Source organism: Bacteroides sp. (genome assembly GCF_030151085.1).
Classification (GTDB): Bacteria; Bacteroidota; Bacteroidia; order Bacteroidales; family Bacteroidaceae; genus Bacteroides.
The window spans coordinates 19,180-37,323 of sequence record NZ_JASLER010000048.1; the positions used below are offsets into that span (position 1 = coordinate 19,180).

13 protein-coding genes are annotated in these 18,144 nt (G+C 41.0%); 10 read left to right on the plus strand and 3 right to left on the minus strand.

Annotation, left to right across the window (positions count from 1 at the left end):
- Positions 1–190: 190 nt before the first annotated feature.
- Positions 191–853: a DUF2490 domain-containing protein gene (locus tag Q1W14_RS09495; protein ID WP_300701075.1), complete on the plus strand. Its 663-nt coding sequence runs from the start codon at positions 191–193 to the stop codon at positions 851–853.
- A 1-nt stretch (position 854) separates the two neighbouring features.
- Here the strand turns inward: Q1W14_RS09495 and Q1W14_RS09500 are convergent, their stop codons facing one another.
- A complete protein-coding gene (locus Q1W14_RS09500) occupies positions 855–1,967 on the minus strand; it encodes a DUF4421 domain-containing protein (RefSeq protein ID WP_300701076.1) in 1,113 nt (370 codons plus the stop codon).
- Positions 1,968–2,167: 200 nt separating this feature from the next.
- Here Q1W14_RS09500 and Q1W14_RS09505 point away from each other — a divergent pair, with 200 nt between their 5' ends.
- From Q1W14_RS09505 to Q1W14_RS09540, 8 genes are all read left to right on the plus strand, one after another.
- Complete coding sequence (locus Q1W14_RS09505) at positions 2,168–2,659, plus strand: PaaI family thioesterase (RefSeq protein WP_300701077.1); 492 nt, start codon at positions 2,168–2,170, stop codon at positions 2,657–2,659.
- 289 nt (positions 2,660–2,948) lie between these two features.
- A complete protein-coding gene (gene hisG, locus Q1W14_RS09510; protein WP_300701078.1) occupies positions 2,949–3,800 on the plus strand; it encodes an ATP phosphoribosyltransferase in 852 nt (283 codons plus the stop codon).
- A 15-nt stretch (positions 3,801–3,815) separates the two neighbouring features.
- Positions 3,816–5,096 carry a histidinol dehydrogenase gene (hisD, locus tag Q1W14_RS09515; protein ID WP_300701079.1) on the plus strand — a complete coding sequence of 427 codons (1,281 nt, stop codon included), beginning with the start codon at positions 3,816–3,818 and terminating at the stop codon, positions 5,094–5,096.
- 86 nt (positions 5,097–5,182) lie between these two features.
- Positions 5,183–6,220, plus strand: coding sequence for a histidinol-phosphate transaminase (gene hisC / locus Q1W14_RS09520; RefSeq protein ID WP_300701081.1), 1,038 nt, complete (start codon positions 5,183–5,185; stop codon positions 6,218–6,220).
- A 3-nt stretch (positions 6,221–6,223) separates the two neighbouring features.
- The gene (gene hisB / locus Q1W14_RS09525) at positions 6,224–7,324 is read left to right on the plus strand and encodes a bifunctional histidinol-phosphatase/imidazoleglycerol-phosphate dehydratase HisB (RefSeq protein ID WP_300701118.1); all 1,101 of its coding nucleotides are present in this window, start codon (positions 6,224–6,226) and stop codon (positions 7,322–7,324) included.
- 212 nt (positions 7,325–7,536) lie between these two features.
- Positions 7,537–9,024, plus strand: coding sequence for a TolC family protein (locus tag Q1W14_RS09530; protein WP_300701083.1), 1,488 nt, complete (start codon positions 7,537–7,539; stop codon positions 9,022–9,024).
- 46 nt (positions 9,025–9,070) lie between these two features.
- Positions 9,071–10,429 (plus strand): sigma-54 dependent transcriptional regulator, encoded by a 1,359-nt coding sequence (locus Q1W14_RS09535; RefSeq protein ID WP_300701085.1) that lies wholly within the window; start codon positions 9,071–9,073, stop codon positions 10,427–10,429.
- A 5-nt stretch (positions 10,430–10,434) separates the two neighbouring features.
- Positions 10,435–11,748 (plus strand): ATP-binding protein, encoded by a 1,314-nt coding sequence (locus tag Q1W14_RS09540; RefSeq protein ID WP_300701088.1) that lies wholly within the window; start codon positions 10,435–10,437, stop codon positions 11,746–11,748.
- Positions 11,749–11,758: 10 nt separating this feature from the next.
- On the opposite strand, the gene aspD is transcribed toward Q1W14_RS09540, so the two are convergent.
- Positions 11,759–13,369 (minus strand): aspartate 4-decarboxylase, encoded by a 1,611-nt coding sequence (gene aspD / locus Q1W14_RS09545; RefSeq protein ID WP_300701090.1) that lies wholly within the window; start codon positions 13,367–13,369, stop codon positions 11,759–11,761.
- Positions 13,370–13,635: 266 nt separating this feature from the next.
- Positions 13,636–15,330 (minus strand): aspartate-alanine antiporter, encoded by a 1,695-nt coding sequence (gene aspT, locus Q1W14_RS09550; protein WP_300701092.1) that lies wholly within the window; start codon positions 15,328–15,330, stop codon positions 13,636–13,638.
- Between the two features lie 183 nt (positions 15,331–15,513).
- On the opposite strand from aspT, the gene Q1W14_RS09555 reads away from it, so the two are divergent.
- Entirely contained in the window at positions 15,514–18,051 is a 2,538-nt protein-coding gene (locus Q1W14_RS09555) for a DUF5686 and carboxypeptidase-like regulatory domain-containing protein (RefSeq protein WP_300701093.1), read from the plus strand.
- Positions 18,052–18,144: the final 93 nt, after the last annotated feature.

The window sequence follows — 18,144 nt, forward strand, 5'->3', positions numbered from 1 at the left end:
GTAATTGCTTTATCGCTTATGCCAATCCTTGTTACTTTCTACCTAATATTTATTGCGGATTTAATGAACGTTTTTATGATTTTCTTGTTCTTATCGAATTCAGGGAAATTTGATTTTACAGATTTATTACAGAATTCATCTTTAGTTTTGTAATTTCAATGCCGTTTTGTGAATGAAATTTTATAAGGATATGATAAAAAGAATTTCTTTCAATAGTAGAGTATACTTTTTACTCGTTGTATTGCTGTGTATATCACAGCTTTCTCTACATGCGCAGGAGAAAGATTTTGCCACTTGGGCAAATATCGGTGTTGAATATAAAGTGAAACCGGCATTTGCAGTATCCGGTGGTTTGGAGTGGCGTACAAAAGATGACCTGAGCAAGACAGATCGTTGGGGATTGAACATTGGAGGAGCCTATACCTTATTACCCTTTTTGAAAGTAGGAGCGGGTTACGAACTTCATTATCGCAATCGGGGAGAAGCCGGATGGAAGTTCCGTCAACGTTATTATTTCGATGGTACTCTTTCTACACGATTAAAAGATATAAAACTTTCTTTGCGGGAACGTTTTCAACATACCTTTGAAAAAAGTAATAATGAGTATCGCTTGCGTTCTCAATTTAAAGTTGCTTATGATGTGCCGAATTGTATATTGGAACCTTATGCATCAGTAGAAATGTATAACGGATTGAATGCCGGAGACCGTTTTGACGTGAAACGAATGAGATACCGGGGTGGCATTACATTACCCTTGTCTGACCATTGGAAAGCGGATATATTTTATTGCCGCCAGTGGGAACAGAAAGAACAGAAAAATATTTTTGGCTTGACATGCAATTATAGCTTTTGAGTTATTTTGATTTAGTTTGTTTGGTTTTTCTGAATTCTTTCTTCAAGTGAAAATTAAATCCTGCATAAACTTGTAGCGTACCGAAGCCATTGTTTAATGAGAAGCTGTTGCGGTAATAATCGTATGTTCTACCAACAAACGAGGTACCTACAAAATACTTGCTATTGTTGTAAACGATGCCTGCCCGTACAATGAAGTCTATATTTAGATTTTTGTACCAGTCTTTTTTTGTATTTTCTTCTTTTTCAATACGAGACGTCTTATATGCAATGGCCGGACTGAGTGATAAACATGCAAGGCAGTTGCGTGCAAATACCCAGTTGTAGGCATATCCCAGATTCAAACTGATATTGGTATATTTAATGTGCTTCACTTTCATTTCCGGATTCATTGTCTCTTGAATTATTTCAGGCAGTTTGGTGTAGTCGAATCTCAGGTTATGTGTAGAAGCGGAGAAACCGAGTATAAAAGAACCTGCATTACGGCGTTGGTTGGTAGATTGACTGAAGCTGGCCGGATAGGAAAACCGGCGATTGTTGAAAATGTAATATAAGTTCAAACCTTTCATTTTAACCTTCAAACCACTGAAATCAGCAGAGAAGTCTTTGGATATTCCGGGGAATCCTGAAATTTCATTTATCCGATAGTTATTTCCGGTATTGCGGTAGGTAATATCTACCCCTATCTTTGAACTATAAAGGCTGAGATCGAACTCCGTACCTTTGGTTTTTCCATTTTTCTTCCCGTAAATACCATCTGTATCTATAGACCATCCTAAGAATATCCAACGCCAACCAAAATAAACTCCTATTTTATTTCGAGGATTTGGAGAGAAATTGATGTGCTGGTAGGTAGGAAGAGAATTACTTATGGAGTAATATTCGTAGTTTGTAAAATGATCGAGCATCAAAGCATAGTTAAATCGGTTAGGACTAATGTAGGTGGTGTCGAAATCGCTGAAATTTAAGAATTGTTTTATAGCACTTTTAAAGTTTCCCCCGACATGGCGTGAACTAATACTATCGTATGCAATAGAATCGCTCCTTTCACTTTGTGCAAACAAAGATAAAGGGAGCATGCATATCCATAACCAGATAATATTCCTTTTCGGCATTGCTTTTGCTTTAATAGATTGTTCTTGTCATATATAAACAAGAATATGAACAAAGTGTTATGACTAAAAAGTATTTCAGAACAAAGGTAGTAAAGTTTGGTGTTTTTTTATGCTATTTCTAAGATCAAAATTAACATCTTTATTATCTTTGCATAATAGTGAAGAATAACAGTATTTACAACGACCAATAATTTGAATGAATGAAAAAGATTATTAATCCATGGAAAAGTATGGAAGGTTACAACTGCTTCGGTTGTTCTCCGGACAATGAAGCCGGTGTGAGAATGGAGTTTTATGAGGAGGGTGACGAGATTGTGAGTATCTGGAAACCACGTTCGGAATACCAAGGATGGCTGAACACCTTGCATGGAGGCATCCAATCGGTATTACTGGATGAAATCTGTGGTTGGGTAGTATTCCGTAAACTGCAAACAGGTGGGGTAACGTCGAAGATGGAGACTCGTTTCCGTAAATCTATATCGACCAATGACACGCATGTGGTATTGCGTGCATTCCTTCGTGAGCAGAAGCGCAATATTGCAATTATCGAGGCACGTTTATATAATAGTTTGGGAGAACTTTGCACAGAGGCCACTTGTACTTACTTCACTTTCCCAAAAGAAAAAGCTGAGGCGGAAATGTGTTTCCATCGTTGCGATGTAGAGCCGGAGGAGATATTGTCGTTCATTTAATGACATTGTAATAGAAACGTCAATCTTATCAGCAAAATCCGGATGATCTTATTGAATTGAAAGGAAAAATAAACTTTTTGTGATAAATTTTTGGAAGTTTCAAACGAATAGTTTACTTTTGTCGCATCAAAACAAAGAAAAATGAAGAATATCGTTGCACATCATCACCATCATCATCCTAACGAATAACTCGGTGGGCGTATGAGTGTATATGTATAACGCAGAACATAAATGACGAGGCTTGCCGAATATTGGTAAGCCTCGTTTTTTTTAATAATAAAATAAGAACATGTTAAGAATTGCAGTACAAGCCAAAGGTCGTCTCTATGAAGAGACAATGTCGTTCCTCGGGGAATCGGATATTAAATTAAGTGCCACTAAGCGTACATTGCTGGTACAATCTTCAAATTTTCCTTTGGAAGTGTTATTCCTGAGGGATGATGATATTCCACAATCCGTAGCAACCGGAGTAGCTGATATAGGTATAGTAGGTGAAAATGAATTTGTAGAGAAGAACGAAGATGCAGAGATCATAAAACGCTTGGGATTCAGTAAGTGCCGTCTCTCACTGGCTATGCCGAAGGACATCGAATATCCTGGTGTAAAATGGTTTCATGGGAAAAAGATTGCAACTTCTTATCCGGAGATTCTATCTGCTTATTTGAAAAAGCAAGGGGTAAAGGCTGAGATACATGTAATTACAGGCTCTGTAGAAGTGGCACCTGGTATCGGTTTGGCAGATGCTATTTTTGATATCGTAAGTTCAGGATCTACCTTGGTGAGCAATCGACTGAAAGAAGTAGAGGTGGTAATGAAATCCGAAGCTCTATTGATTGGCTGCAAGAATATGAGTGAGGACAAACTGGAAATATTGAATGAGCTCTTGTTCCGTATGGATGCAGTGAAGACTGCTGAAGATAAGAAATATGTGCTGATGAATGCTCCGAAAGATAAATTAGAAGAGATCGTTGCTGTACTTCCGGGTATGAAGAGTCCAACGGTGATGCCTCTGGCGCAAGAAGGTTGGTGCTCCGTGCATACGGTACTCGATGAAAAATGTTTTTGGGAGATTATCGGCAAACTGAAAGCATTAGGAGCGGAAGGTATTTTGGTATTGCCGATAGAGAAAATGATACTTTAATCACTGATCACTATTATGATATTAATATCGAATCCTGATAAATCGCAATGGGCGGAAATATTGAAACGTCCGGTGATGAATGTTGAGAATTTGTTTGATACAGTGCGGAGTATCATTGACCGTGTAAAAGCGGAAGGTGACTGGGCTGTTATAGATTATGAAGAAAAGTTTGATAAGGCGGTTTTGACTTCGCTCGCTGTGACGGATGAAGAGCTTGCAGAAGCGGAAACGTTGGTAAGCGAGGAATTGAAAGCTGCTATTCGTCTGGCAAAACAAAATATAGAGACTTTCCATGCTGCTCAGCGCTTTGAAGGTAAGAAGGTGGAAACACAACCGGGTGTTACATGTTGGCAGAAAGCGGTTGCCATAGAGAAAGTTGGATTGTATATTCCCGGGGGAACAGCTCCTCTGTTCTCTACTGTATTGATGTTGGCTGTTCCTGCCAAGATTGCAGGATGCCGGGAAATTGTGCTTTGTACACCTCCGGGAAAAGATGGAAAAGTACATCCTGCCGTGTTGTTTGCTGCAAAGGTAGCCGGGGTAAACCGTATCTTTAAGGCTGGAGGGGTACAAGCAATTGCGGCTATGGCATACGGAACGGAAAGTGTTCCGAAAGTATATAAGATATTTGGTCCGGGTAATCAATATGTAACGGCAGCCAAACAATTGGTGAGTCTGCGTGATGTTGCTATTGATATGCCTGCCGGTCCGTCTGAAGTGGAAGTGTTGGCAGATGAAACTGCTAATCCGGTATTTGTTGCAGCAGATTTGTTGAGTCAGGCAGAGCATGGAGTAGATAGTCAGGCTATGTTGATTACTACGTCAGCCAAATTACAACAAGCGGTTAAAGAAGAGGTAGAACGCCAATTGGCTCTCCTTTCCCGTAAGGAAATAGCTGAAAAATCTCTTGCTAACAGTAAATTAATAGTGGTGCGTGATATGGAGGAAGCCATTGAATTGACTAATGCATACGCACCCGAGCACCTGATTGTGGAAACTGCTGATTATATGTCTGTTGCTGAAAGAGTAGTGAATTCTGGTTCTGTTTTCTTAGGTTCTCTTACGCCGGAAAGTGCTGGGGATTATGCTTCGGGTACAAATCATACATTACCTACGAATGGTTACGCCAAAGCATATAGTGGTGTTAGTCTTGATAGCTTTATCCGTAAGATAACTTTTCAGGAAATAAAGCCCGAAGGAATAACTACCATCGGTCCTGCCATTGAAGTGATGGCTGCCAATGAACATCTGGATGCACATAAAAATGCGGTAACTGTGAGACTAAAAACTTTATAGAACACAAATTACGCAGATTACGCAAATCTCATTTTAGCTTTGATTTGTGTTATTCGTGTAATTTGCGTTCCAAAATCCTTATATATATGAAAACATTGCAAGAACTTACCCGCTCGAATATAGGACGATTGAAACCTTATTCTTCGGCACGTGATGAATATAATGGTGCGGCTGCATCTGTGTTTCTCGATGCAAATGAAAACCCTTATAATTTACCGCACAACCGTTATCCGGACCCCATGCAGCGGGATTTGAAAAACGAATTATCTAAAATAAAGAAAGTCAATCTTGATAATATCTTTTTAGGTAACGGTAGTGATGAAGCGATCGATTTAGTTTTTCGTGCTTTCTGTGAACCCCGCATAGATAATGTGGTAGCTATTGATCCTACATACGGTATGTATCAGGTATGTGCAGAAGTGAACGACGTGGAGTATCGCAAAGTATTGCTGGACGAAAATTACCAGTTTACAGCAGACAAATTATTAGCAGCAGCAGATGAACATACAAAACTTATCTTTCTTTGTTCTCCTAATAATCCGACGGGAAATGATCTTCTTCGTAGCGAAATAGAGAAATTGATTCAGAACTTTGAAGGGTTGGTGGTATTGGATGAAGCCTATAACGACTTCTCGGAAGCTCCTTCGTTTTTGGAAGAATTAGATAAATATCCTAATCTCATTATATTTCAAACCTTTTCTAAAGCATGGGGATGTGCAGCGATCCGTTTAGGTATGGCGTTTGCTTCATCTGAAATTATCAGTATTTTCAGTAAGATAAAATACCCGTATAATGTGAACGAATTGACTCAGAAGCAAGCTATGGAGATGCTTCAACGCTATGATGAAATAGGACGTTGGATAAAAATGTTGAAAGAAGCGCGAGAGAGCTTGGAAGCTGAGTTTGCCAAACTGCCTTGTACTGTGAAAATATTCCCTTCTGATGCCAATTTCTTCCTGGCGCGTGTGACGGATGCTGTGAAGATTTACAATTATCTGGTAGGTAAAGGGATTATAGTCCGCAATCGTAATTCGGTTTCACTATGCGGAAACTGCTTGCGTGTGACGGTTGGAACTGCAGAAGAGAATAAGAAATTGGTAGAAGCACTGAAGAGCTATAAATGATTAATTATGAAGAAAGTACTATTTATAGATCGGGACGGTACGTTGGTTATTGAACCACCTATCGATTATCAATTGGATTCTTTAGAGAAACTGGAGTTCTATCCTAAAGTGATGCGAAACCTCGGATTTATCCGTAGTAAACTGGATTTTGAATTTGTGATGGTGACTAATCAGGACGGATTGGGTACAGCTTCGTTTCCGGAAGACACATTTTGGCCTGCGCATAACCTGATGTTGAAAACATTGGAAGGTGAAGGCATTACGTTCGATGAAATCTGCATTGACCGCAGTATGCCCGAGGACAATGCGCCAACCCGTAAACCTCGTACGGGTATGCTTACGAAATATCTGAATAATCCGGAATACGACTTGGCAAACAGTTTTGTAATTGGTGATCGCCCTACGGATGTTGAATTAGCCAAGAATCTAGGATGCCGCGCTATCTTGTTGCAAGATGAATCCGATCTGCCTTGTGCACTCGTCACAACCGACTGGGATAAGATAGCAGAATTCCTTTTTGCCGGTGAACGAACAGCTGAAATACGTCGTACAACCAAAGAAACAGATATATATGTGTCGCTCAATTTGGATGGAAATGGAAATTGTGATATCCAAACCGGTCTTGGATTTTTCGACCACATGCTGGAACAAATAGGCAAACATGGAGGCTTGGACTTGACTATTCATGTGAAAGGTGATTTGGAAGTAGATGAACATCATACCATAGAAGATACGGCACTTGCTTTAGGTGAATGTCTTTATCAGGCATTGGGCAACAAAAGGGGCATTGAACGTTATGGTTATGCTTTGCCTATGGATGATTGTTTGTGCCAGGTATGTCTTGATTTTGGCGGACGTCCTTGGCTGGTGTGGGATGCGGAGTTTAAACGTGAAAAGATAGGAGAGATGCCTACCGAAATGTTTCTGCATTTCTTTAAATCATTAAGTGATGCCGCAAAGATGAATCTTAATATCAAGGCTGAAGGCCAGAATGAACACCATAAAATAGAAGGAATCTTCAAAGCATTGGCAAGAGCATTGAAGATGTCTGTGAAACGGGATATTTATCATTTCGAATTACCCAGCTCAAAAGGAGTGCTATAAGGTGATAAAGTGGTAAGGTGTTAGGGTAGTAGGGTGATGATACTTTACCACCCTATCACTTTACCACCTTATAATCCTATCCCCTTATCAATATTCGTCCGCAAACGGACATCCCCACTGTCCGAAAATGAACACATCCCCCTCTCTGATACCATTCCTGCCACTTGGCACGGTCTTTGCTTTTCTGTTATGGATAAATTTAAAGACCGAACATGAAAAAGAATATTTTACTTGTAGTTTGCTTTCTAATGCCGTTGGCTGCATCGGCACAAAACGATACCTTGGGGCATGGGCGTAGCATTACTTTATCGGAAGCTGTTGCATTGGCACGTATTCAGTCTGTGGATGCAGCTGTTGCCTTGAATGAGCTGAAGACCGCTTATTGGGAATATCGTACTTTCCGTGCAGATTTATTGCCGGAAGTTAATTTCACTGGTACGCTACCTAACTATAATAAATCATATAGCACCTACCAAAATTCGGATGGTTCTTATAGCTTTGTTCGAAATAATACTTTGGGATTGTCCGGTCAGCTTTCCGTAGATCAGAACATCTGGATTACGGGAGGTAAATTATCTCTAACTTCTTCGCTGGATTATATAAAGCAATTGGGAACCGGAGGTGATAAACAATTTATGTCCGTTCCCGTGAGTCTTGAGTTGACACAACCCATTTTTGGAGTAAACAATTTGAAATGGAATCGTCGTATAGAGCCTGTTCGTTATGCCGAAGCGAAAGCTGCTTTTATTTCTGCTACTGAAGAAGTGACAATGAAGACTATCACATACTTCTTTCAACTATTGCTTGCAAAAGAATCTCTTGCCACTGCACAGCAGAATAAAGGAAATTCTGACCGACTTTATGAAGTAGCTATAGCTAAACGTAAGATGGGGCAGATCTCAGAAAATGATTTGCTGCAACTTAAGCTAAATGCTTTGCAAGGTAAAGCTGATGTAACGGAAGCTGAAAGTAATCTGAATGCCAAAATGTTCCAGCTTCGTTCTTTTCTCGGAGTATCAGAACAAGAAAGTTTGAATCCGGTACCGCCCGCTACCGTACCTGATATTAAAATAGAATACGACCGAGTACTGAATAAAGCATTGGAGCGTAACTCGTTTGCTCAGAATATTCGCCGCCGCCAATTAGAGGCTGATTACGAAGTAGCTACTGCACGAGGAAATTTGCGTAGCGTTGATCTTTTTGCCAGCGTAGGTTATACCGGACAAAATCATGAGTTTTCTTCTGCATATAAGGATTTAATGGATAACCAGATTGTACAGGTGGGGGTTAAGATTCCTATTCTTGATTGGGGAAAACGTCGTGGAAAAGTTCGCGTAGCAAAGAGCAATCGTGAGGTCGCTCTCTCCAAGATTCGCCAGGAGCAAATGGATTTTAGTCAGAATATCTTCTTGTTAGTAGCCAATTTCAATAATCAGGCTCAGCAACTGGATATTGCAGAAGAAGCGGATGTGATTGCTGAGAAGCGTTACAAAACCAGTGTAGAAACCTTTATGATTGGCAAAATTAGTACATTGGATTTGAATGATGCACAGAACTCTAAGGATGAGGCTCGTCAGAAACATATCTCCGAACTTTATTATTTCTGGTATTATTTCTATCAACTCCGTAGTCTGACACTTTGGGATTTTGAACGAAACGCAGAACTTGAAGCAGATTTTGATGATATCATAAGAGGATAATATATATTTTTCTCTATTTTTGCAGGAAACAAACTGCAAATTTATTATGATACTGATAATAGACGATGATAGTGCTGTACGTTCTTCATTGAGTTTTATGTTGAAACGTGCCGGATATGAAGTTAAAACGGCTCCGGGACCTCGTGAGGCAATGGATATAGTCCGTGCTGAGGCTCCTGCATTGATACTGATGGATATGAATTTCACTCTCTCTACTACCGGTGAGGAAGGACTTACTTTGTTGAAGCAAGTAAAGGTGTTCCGTCCTGATGTCCCTGTTATCTTGATGACAGCGTGGGGAAGTATTCAACTGGCTGTTCAAGGTATGCAAGCTGGTGCATTCGACTTCATCACTAAACCATGGAATAATGCAGCTTTGTTGCAGCGTATTGAAACGGCTCTTGAATTGACTGCTGCACCTAAAGAAGTTTCCGAGGAACAAAGTAGCACGCTGAATCGTAGCCATATTATCGGCAAATCACAAGGATTGATGGAAGTACTGAATACAGTAGGCCGTATAGCCCGTACCAATGCTTCCGTACTTATCACTGGCGAAAGTGGAACCGGTAAAGAGTTGATAGCCGAAGCTATACATATCAATAGCCAACGATTGAAACAACCTTTTGTTAAAGTTAATTTGGGTGGTATATCACAGAGTTTGTTCGAAAGTGAAATGTTCGGTCATAAAAAAGGTGCATTTACCGATGCAAGTGCCGACCGCATAGGACGCTTTGAAATGGCAAATAAAGGTACAATCTTTTTGGATGAAATTGGTGATCTGGATCCTTCTTGCCAAGTAAAGCTTTTGAGGGTTTTGCAAGATCAGACTTTTGAAGTATTGGGTGATAGTCGTCCCCGTAAAGTAGATGTACGTGTTGTTTCGGCTACCAATGCCGACTTGCGTAAGATGGTTTCCGAGCGTACATTCCGCGAAGATCTATTTTACCGTATAAACCTGATAACAGTGAAACTGCCTTCTTTGCGTGAACGTCGTGAGGATATCCCTTTGTTGGCACGTCATTTTGCCGACCGTCAAGCAGAAGTGAATGGATTGCCTCGTACCGATTTCTCGGCAGATGCCCTGAACTTCCTTTCACGTTTACCGTTCCCGGGCAATATACGTGAGTTGAAGAATTTGGTGGAACGTACGATTCTGGTTAGTGGTAAATCTGTGTTGGATGCTACTGATTTCGATGCTCAATACTTGCGTCACGATGAACCGGTAAAGGCAGCAGAAGGTACTTCATTTGCAGGAATGACTTTGGACGAAATAGAACGCCAAACTATTTTGCAAGCTTTGGATCAACATAAAGGAAATCTTAGCCAGGTAGCTATATCGTTGGGCATTAGTCGTGCTGCACTTTATCGCCGTTTGGAAAAATATAATATAGTGATTAATGATTAGTCGTCGTGCGCATTAAATTCTTCTTTTTTATCCTCGTCCTGTTTCTGCTCGGTTTGAGTGGAGCACTGATTTTTTTAATCGGTGAAAAGCAGATTATGCACCTATATATTATAGAGGGGCTTATTCTATTTGTGTTGATCTATTTGACAGTGTTCTATCGTAAGATTGTAAAACCGATGAACACTATTGGTAGCGGTATGGAATTGTTGCGCGAGCAGGATTTCAGCAGTAGATTGAGTCAGGTAGGGCAGTATGAGGCGGATCGTATAGTGAACATCTTTAACCGCATGATGGAGCAGTTAAAGAATGAACGGTTGCGCATGCGCGAGCAGAATCATTTTCTGGATTTATTGATTGAAGCATCGCCTATGGGCGTTGTTATTACAACAATGGATGGTGTAATTTCGCAGCTGAATCCAATGGCAGTGAAAATGCTGGGTGTCCGTTTGGATGAAGCCATGAATAAACGATTGGAATCGGTAGATTCTCCATTGGCAATGGAACTGGCAGAAATTCAAAAAGAAGAAACCTCTGTTGTTCGCTTGAATGATGCCAATATTTATAAATGTACCCACTCCTTTTTTATAGATAGAGGATTCAAGCATCCTTTCTATTTGATAGAACGTATGACAGAAGAAGTGATGCGTGCGGAAAAGCGTGCGTATGAAAAAGTGATTCGAATGATTGCCCATGAAGTGAACAATACAACTGCCGGTATAACTTCGACTTTGGATACTGTAGAACAGGCTCTTTCTACTGAAGATGGAATGGAAGATATTTGCGAGGTAATGCGCGTTTGTACCGACCGTTGTTTTTCTATGAGCCGATTCATTACTCGCTTTGCCGATGTGGTAAAGATTCCCGAACCAACCTTGGCTCCGGTTCAATTGAACAATTTGGTGTCTATGTGCAAGCGTTTTATGGAAGGCATGTGTAATGATCGCAATATCAACTTGCGTCTGGAGTGCGACCCGACTGTAGGAATGGTTCGTTTGGATGCCCCACTTTTTGAACAAGTACTGGTAAATATCATTAAGAATGCAGCGGAAAGCATAGAAGGTGCTGCTTCGGAATCAGATAAGAGAAGTGAAATCATAGTTAGGACCACTGCCCCCGCTTCTATTGAAGTCGTTGACAATGGTCCTGGGATTAGCAAAGAGGCCGAAGCTAAACTCTTCAGCCCCTTCTTTTCCACCAAACCGAACGGGCAGGGAATCGGCCTGGTGTTTATCCGGGAAGTGCTGAGTCGTCATGGTTGTACTTTCTCCCTGCGTACTTACAACGATGGTTTGACTCGCTTCCGCATATTATTTCCTTAGTGGTTAGTGATTACTTTTTCCACTCTTTCGCATACTCGTCCAATATTCTCTTGATACCCTGACCGATAATGACGTAATCTTTTTCGTTCAGGTTAGCAAGAGAGGCGCGTATACTCCATTCCGGGCCATCAAATCCACCTCCGTTCAGCAGTACCAGAGACGTTTCTTTGGCAAGGCGAAAGACGACATTCAGCGGATTGTAGGTGCGTTTCAGATATTCTACGAATTCATCACCATAGAATTTCTTTGCCCACACCAGCATATCGATCTCGGTGTAATAGCCCACACGAAGCGGATCTTTTGCCAATGTAAAGCCTGTATTATCCCAAAGGGCATGCAAACGGCGAAGAATAATATCCTGCATCTTTAGTTTATAACTATTTTCTTTGTCCAGTAAAGCAAAAGAGGAGAACAAACTCATTTGCATCTGTTGCGGAAGTGAAAGACCGGCAGTATGGTTTAAGGCTACTTGTCGGCTATCAGCCACCATACGGTCGATGAATTTCAGTTTCTCCGGCTGTAATGTCAGGCTCGCATAGCGCTGGTTGAGTGCTTCCCGTTTCTCTTTAGGTAAACGAGATATCTGTCGATCATAAACATTGAACTCGTGTAACGCGATAACGGCATCTCGCCAACCGGTTGCACCGAAGTATTTGGAGAAAGAATACACGCAGAGTGTATTATAAGGTATTTCTGCCATGAACGAACGGAAATGGGGGCTGAAAGTTCCATAAACATCATCCGTAATAATCATCAGATTCGGATTGTCGTCACGTACAATCTTTACGATACGTGCCATTGTCTCCGGGCTGAGGGCATAGCTGGGCGGATTGCTGGGATTAGTAACAAATAGTGCCTTGATAGACGGATCTTTTAACCTGTCGATATCTTCGTCGCTGTATTGCCACAGGTGCAGACCATCGGGACTCATGCGATTGGCATGTAATTTGGTTACTTGAAACTGATAACGGTCCAGTTGCGGAATCTCAATATAGGGGGTAAAGACCGGAACCATAAGTACAATACGATCTCCTTTATTCAGCAGGAAGTTTTCCTGTAGAGAGTCGAAGATGTAGCACATGGCAGCTGTTCCACCTTCAGTGGCAAACAGGTCGAAAATACCACGTGGCGGGCGGTTGTCGCACATCTCCTGTGAGAGATAATCCTGAACCAGCAGTTCTGTAAAATGGAGAATGCGGTCGGGTACCGGATATTGGTCACCGATGACACTTTCTGCCCATTCATGAACCAGACAGTCGGGGTCAGCAGCATGCTGCATCAAAAGATAACTGTAGGTTTGTTCCAGCAACTTGGCACCTGAGACACTCTTATTCTTTTTTAAGAATGCTTCGAAGCGTGAGGCAATGCCTGTTTTTTCAGGAATTCCGGCAATACCTTCGGGAAGATCCATTACACGGCGGCATTCTTCCAGTCCGAATTGTCCTAGCAGGAAGAAAGCTTCACGCGGAGTGGTAGCAATCCAGTTGGGGTTACCACGTCCGGCATCCAACATAGTACGCGCTGTCTTTTTTAGACTTTCGTCGGCCATGTCTATAAGACGGTTTTTCAGCTCGAAGGGACTGATATTTTCCATCTTCTTTTCTAAAAGTTTTGTATCCATAATTTCTAGTTTAGGTTTATTTTAAATTATTTCTGTTCATTCGATAAACTATTTTTGTTCATCCGACAAACTATTTCTACCGTAATGAAGAATTAATCATTCGATATCTGTTTTCTATTCATTCGACAATTGTCGAATGATTGTTAGATAATTGTCGAACGAATAGATGTCAATTGTCACACGAATAGTCTCTAGTAAGGAAGAATTTAGTTTCTGGTATCTTTTACTATAAATATTCGTATGTTTAGAATTAGTTTGTTATGCTGCTAAATCAGCAAAACAATAACTACACCCCATATTATTAATAAGGTATTTCCTACGGCATAGGTTACTGTGTATCCTAATGCAGGTGTTTCACTTTCTACAGCATCTTGTACAGCTCCTAGTGCAGCGGTAGTAGTACGCGCTCCTGCACAAACTCCCAAGGCTATTGCCGGGTGGAATTTGAAAAGATATCTTGCTAGTAACAGACCGATAATCAGTGGCAGGGTAGTGGCAACTGCACCAACCAAGAACAAACTGACGCCGACATCACGGAATCCTTGTACAAAGCTGGGACCGGCTGCTATACCTACTACTGCGATGAACATGTTCAATCCGACATTATTCAATACCCATTGGGAAGCCTCCGGAATACGTCCGAAAGTAGGATGTTTGCTACGTAACCATCCGAAGAATAATCCGGCAATCAGTGCACCACCACTGGTACTCAGGCTGATGGGGATGCCACCAATATGAATGGATAGGGCACCGAATAATCCTCCGATAAGAATACCGAAACCTACAAAAATCATATCAGTCTGATTAGTGGGGCGGTCTACATATCCCAGTCGTCTGGCAGCAGTCTCAACCTCTTGTTTGGTTCCTACTACTTCTATAACGTCGCCCGCATCTACAATGGTTTGGGCAAGTACCGGAATATCTATTCCTGCACGCTTTATCCTTCGGATACTTACTCCGTGCATAAATGTTTCTTTGCGGATTACTTCTATTGTCTTTCCGGCAAATGTTTTGCGGGTTACCATAACCGGTAGCTTTTCAGCAGGAAAATCGAGCAGTTGTGGATCGAGTACTTCGGGACCGATCCAATCTTCTTCGCCTATCACGTATTCACGTCGTCCGCTTAATACAACTTCGTCACCTGGCTCTATCTGTATATTGGGGCTGACTTCCACTATGATTCCGGATTTACGAAGACGTTCTACGAAAAGACGCTTATCATGTTGTTGGAAATAAACTTCCAGGTCGATAACTCTTCTTCCATTCTTAAACCAATCATTTTCTACTTTATAGGCACGAAAAGTAACAGGACGTGCTGCAGGCATAAATCCGGGTTCGTCTGCTTGAGAATTGCCCATCTTGGCTTCCAGTTCCTTACAGGCTGCTTTAACTTTTTCCAGTCCTCCCAGCATTTTGGGTCCTAGAGATGATAAAACCCATGCGGAACCTGCTGTACCGAAAATGTAAGTTACGGCATACGATACAGGGATGATATTAACGTAACTTTGACGTTGTGCTTCATCCAGTCCCATATTTGCCATAGTGTCTTCCGCTACTCCAATAACGGCGGAAATCGTTTGCGAGCCAGCTAGTAAGCCTGCAGCTTCACCGGGATTATAGCCCATTAACATGGAGAGCAACCAGGTCACGACCAGTACAGATGTGCACATCAGTACTGCAAATGCCACCTGAGGCAATCCATCCTTTTTTAATCCTCGGAAAAATTGGGGACCTACTTTATAGCCGACAGCAAACAGAAACAATAGAAAGAACACTGATTTAATTGGACCGGGTACGGCAATATTCAATTGTCCTACCAGAACACCGACAAGCAGTACGCTGGTAACAGTTCCAAGTGTAAACTTGCCAATGTGCAGCTTTCCCAGCCAGAATCCCAGGAAAATAGTGAGAAAAATAGCTAATTCGGGTCGTTCCCTAAGCTGATTGAAGATCCATTCCATAATTAATTTGTTTAGGTTTTGCTGGTTAATTCGATGCTTTTATGCTTCGTTTCGCTATACAACGGCTTTTAACGTGAAGTGTTTGGAATGAAAGAGGTTTTTTAGAACATTTATTCTGTAAAACTGAACTTTTAAAAAAAGTTTTCTTTCGTACCTTTGCGGGCTAAATAGGTAAAGATAGGTATGAAATTATTTTTGAGGGTATTTCTGTTCATGCAACTGATTGTTCTGCCATTACAGGCACAATATATAGTACAAGGTGTTGTTACTGACTCGTTGACAAAGGAGCCGATACCTTATGCATCCGTTTATCTGAAAGGGACTACGGAAGGAGGAATGACTAATGATAACGGTAAATTCTCTTTTAAAACTTACCGTTCGGAGGGTGTACTGGTCATTTCGGTCGTGGGCTATAACGAATATAGCCGTTTGATTCATCCCGCACGCTCTTCCCGTATAAATGTAGCTCTTTCACCTGCAACCTACTCTTTGAACGAGGTTGTTGTGAAACCTCATCGGGAACGGTATAAGAAGAAGGATAATCCTGCGGTGGAATTTGTTCGGAAGATGATAGAGCATCGAGATGACTATTCACCCGATGAACGTGAATTTTGGCAGCGGGATCGTTATGAGAAAATGACCTTTGCTATTAATAACTTTGATAGCGTAAAGCAACAAAAATGGCTTTACCGTAAATTTAAATTCCTGACCAACTATGTCGACACCTCTGCTGTTACAGGCAAACCGGTACTGGCAATCTCCAATCGGGAGTTGCTTGCAACGGACTATTATCGGAAGTCTCCACATAGTCAAAAACAGTGGGTAAAGGCACGCAGACAGGCGGGAGTTGATGAGATGATGTCCCAACAAGGAATGGAACAGGCAATTAGTGTTACAATGACCGATGTGGATATTTATGAGAATAATATATCTCTGTTCACTAATAAATTTGTTAGTCCACTCTCTTCATTAGGTCCTTCATTTTACAAGTATTACCTGATGGATACACTTTCTATTGCTGGAAAACCTTGTGTTGATTTGACGTTTGTGCCGTTTAACTCCGAATCATTCGGCTTTACAGGACATTTGTACGTAATGTTGGATAGTACCTATTTTGTACGTCGGATTGTGATGAATTTTCCTCAGAAAATCAATCTGAACTTTGTGGATTATATGAAGATAGAGCAGAGCTTCGACCGTGCAGAAGATGGTACACGTCAGCTCCTCAGTGAAAGCATTACAACGGAATTCAAGTTGGCGGATAACAGTGATGGCATTTATGCTAAGCGGGATGTGTTTTATAGGAATTATGAATACGAGCCAGATGATAAAGCCTTGCAAGCATTTCGTAAACCTGAAAAAATCATAGAGGATTTGGAAGCATCCAACTGTTCGGAAGAATATTGGGATGCCAACCGACACGTGGAGGTAAGTAAGAAAGAAACGTCTGTGGATAAGATGATGGCACAACTACGTAGCTATCCTGTTTATTACTGGACTGAAAAGGTTTTGAAAGTGTTGTTTACAGGGTATATACCAGCTCCTAAAGACAAGAATCCTTTTTTCTATATAGGTATGATGAACACCACAATTAGTGGAAACACCTTGGAAGGAGTACGTCTCAGAGCTGGTGGAATGACAACTGCTTGGCTAAATCCATATTTGTTTGGAAAAGGTTATGTCGCTTATGGATTTCGTGATCACCGGGTGAAAGGACTTGCCGAATTGGAATATTCTTTCCACAAGAAAAAAGAATATGCTAATGAATTTCCTATCCACTCATTGAAAGTAAGCTATTTATCGGATGTCAATCAGTATGGGCAACACTATCTGTATACTAGCCAAGATAATGTTTTCTTAGCATTAAAACGCCAGAAAGATGATCGTATCGGTTATCAAAGAAAGGCTGAGCTGACTTATACTAATGAGTTTCATTCTGGATTTTCCTTTCAAATGACTACCCGACTTAGAAAGGATGAATCTTCTTATCTTATTCCTTTTATCAAGCAGAATGCGGAGGAAACTTATGTAAAAAGTATTTCCACTAGCGAATTGGAACTGAAACTGAGGTATGCTCCTAATGAAAAGTTCTTCCAGACCCAATGGAATCGCTTTCCGGTATCGCTTGATGCACCGGTTTTTACACTCACACATACCCTGGCTGCCAAAGGTGTTTTAGGGGGAGATTACACCTATCATTATACCGAGGCTGGTTTTCAGAAGCGTTTTTGGTTTTCGGCATTCGGGTATACCGATGTTATTCTAAAAGCCGGAAAGGTCTGGAACAAAGTACCTTTTCCGTTACTGATTATTCCTAATGCGAACTTGTCATATACCATTCAGCCGGAATCTTATTCACTGATGAATGCGATGGAATTTATGAACGACGAATATGCCTCATGGGATGTAACTTACTATTTGAATGGGTTTGTTTTTAATCGCATACCTTTGTTTAAAAAGTTGAAATGGCGGGAAGTTCTTTCATGCCGTGGCTTGTACGGCAATTTGAGTGACAAGAATAATCCTGCATTCAGTGAAAATCTATTCCATTTCCCGGCAGGAAGTACTACAATGGGACACACGCCTTATGTGGAAGCTGGGGTAGGAATTGAAAATATTTTTAAAATTTTGCGAGTAGATTATGTCTGGCGTTTGACTTACCGAAATTTACCAAATATCGACAAATCAGGACTTAGAATTAGTTTGCACATGACTTTTTAACTTAAATCTTACTAATGGGACATTAAATCTGATAAAATGACTAATTGACTTTGGACAAAATAGTCTAAATTTGAACAATTTTTAAACTCTAAA

Coding starts and splice junctions, on each gene's coding strand:
- Q1W14_RS09495 (WP_300701075.1), top strand. CDS start 191: ATGATAAAAAGAATTTCTTTCAATAGTAGAGTATACTTTTTACTCGTT.
- Q1W14_RS09500 (WP_300701076.1), bottom strand. CDS start 1,967: ATGCCGAAAAGGAATATTATCTGGTTATGGATATGCATGCTCCCTTTA.
- Q1W14_RS09505 (WP_300701077.1), top strand. CDS start 2,168: ATGAAAAAGATTATTAATCCATGGAAAAGTATGGAAGGTTACAACTGC.
- hisG (WP_300701078.1), top strand. CDS start 2,949: ATGTTAAGAATTGCAGTACAAGCCAAAGGTCGTCTCTATGAAGAGACA.
- hisD (WP_300701079.1), top strand. CDS start 3,816: ATGATATTAATATCGAATCCTGATAAATCGCAATGGGCGGAAATATTG.
- hisC (WP_300701081.1), top strand. CDS start 5,183: ATGAAAACATTGCAAGAACTTACCCGCTCGAATATAGGACGATTGAAA.
- Q1W14_RS09530 (WP_300701083.1), top strand. CDS start 7,537: ATGAAAAAGAATATTTTACTTGTAGTTTGCTTTCTAATGCCGTTGGCT.
- Q1W14_RS09535 (WP_300701085.1), top strand. CDS start 9,071: ATGATACTGATAATAGACGATGATAGTGCTGTACGTTCTTCATTGAGT.
- aspD (WP_300701090.1), bottom strand. CDS start 13,369: ATGGATACAAAACTTTTAGAAAAGAAGATGGAAAATATCAGTCCCTTC.
- aspT (WP_300701092.1), bottom strand. CDS start 15,330: ATGGAATGGATCTTCAATCAGCTTAGGGAACGACCCGAATTAGCTATT.
- Q1W14_RS09555 (WP_300701093.1), top strand. CDS start 15,514: ATGAAATTATTTTTGAGGGTATTTCTGTTCATGCAACTGATTGTTCTG.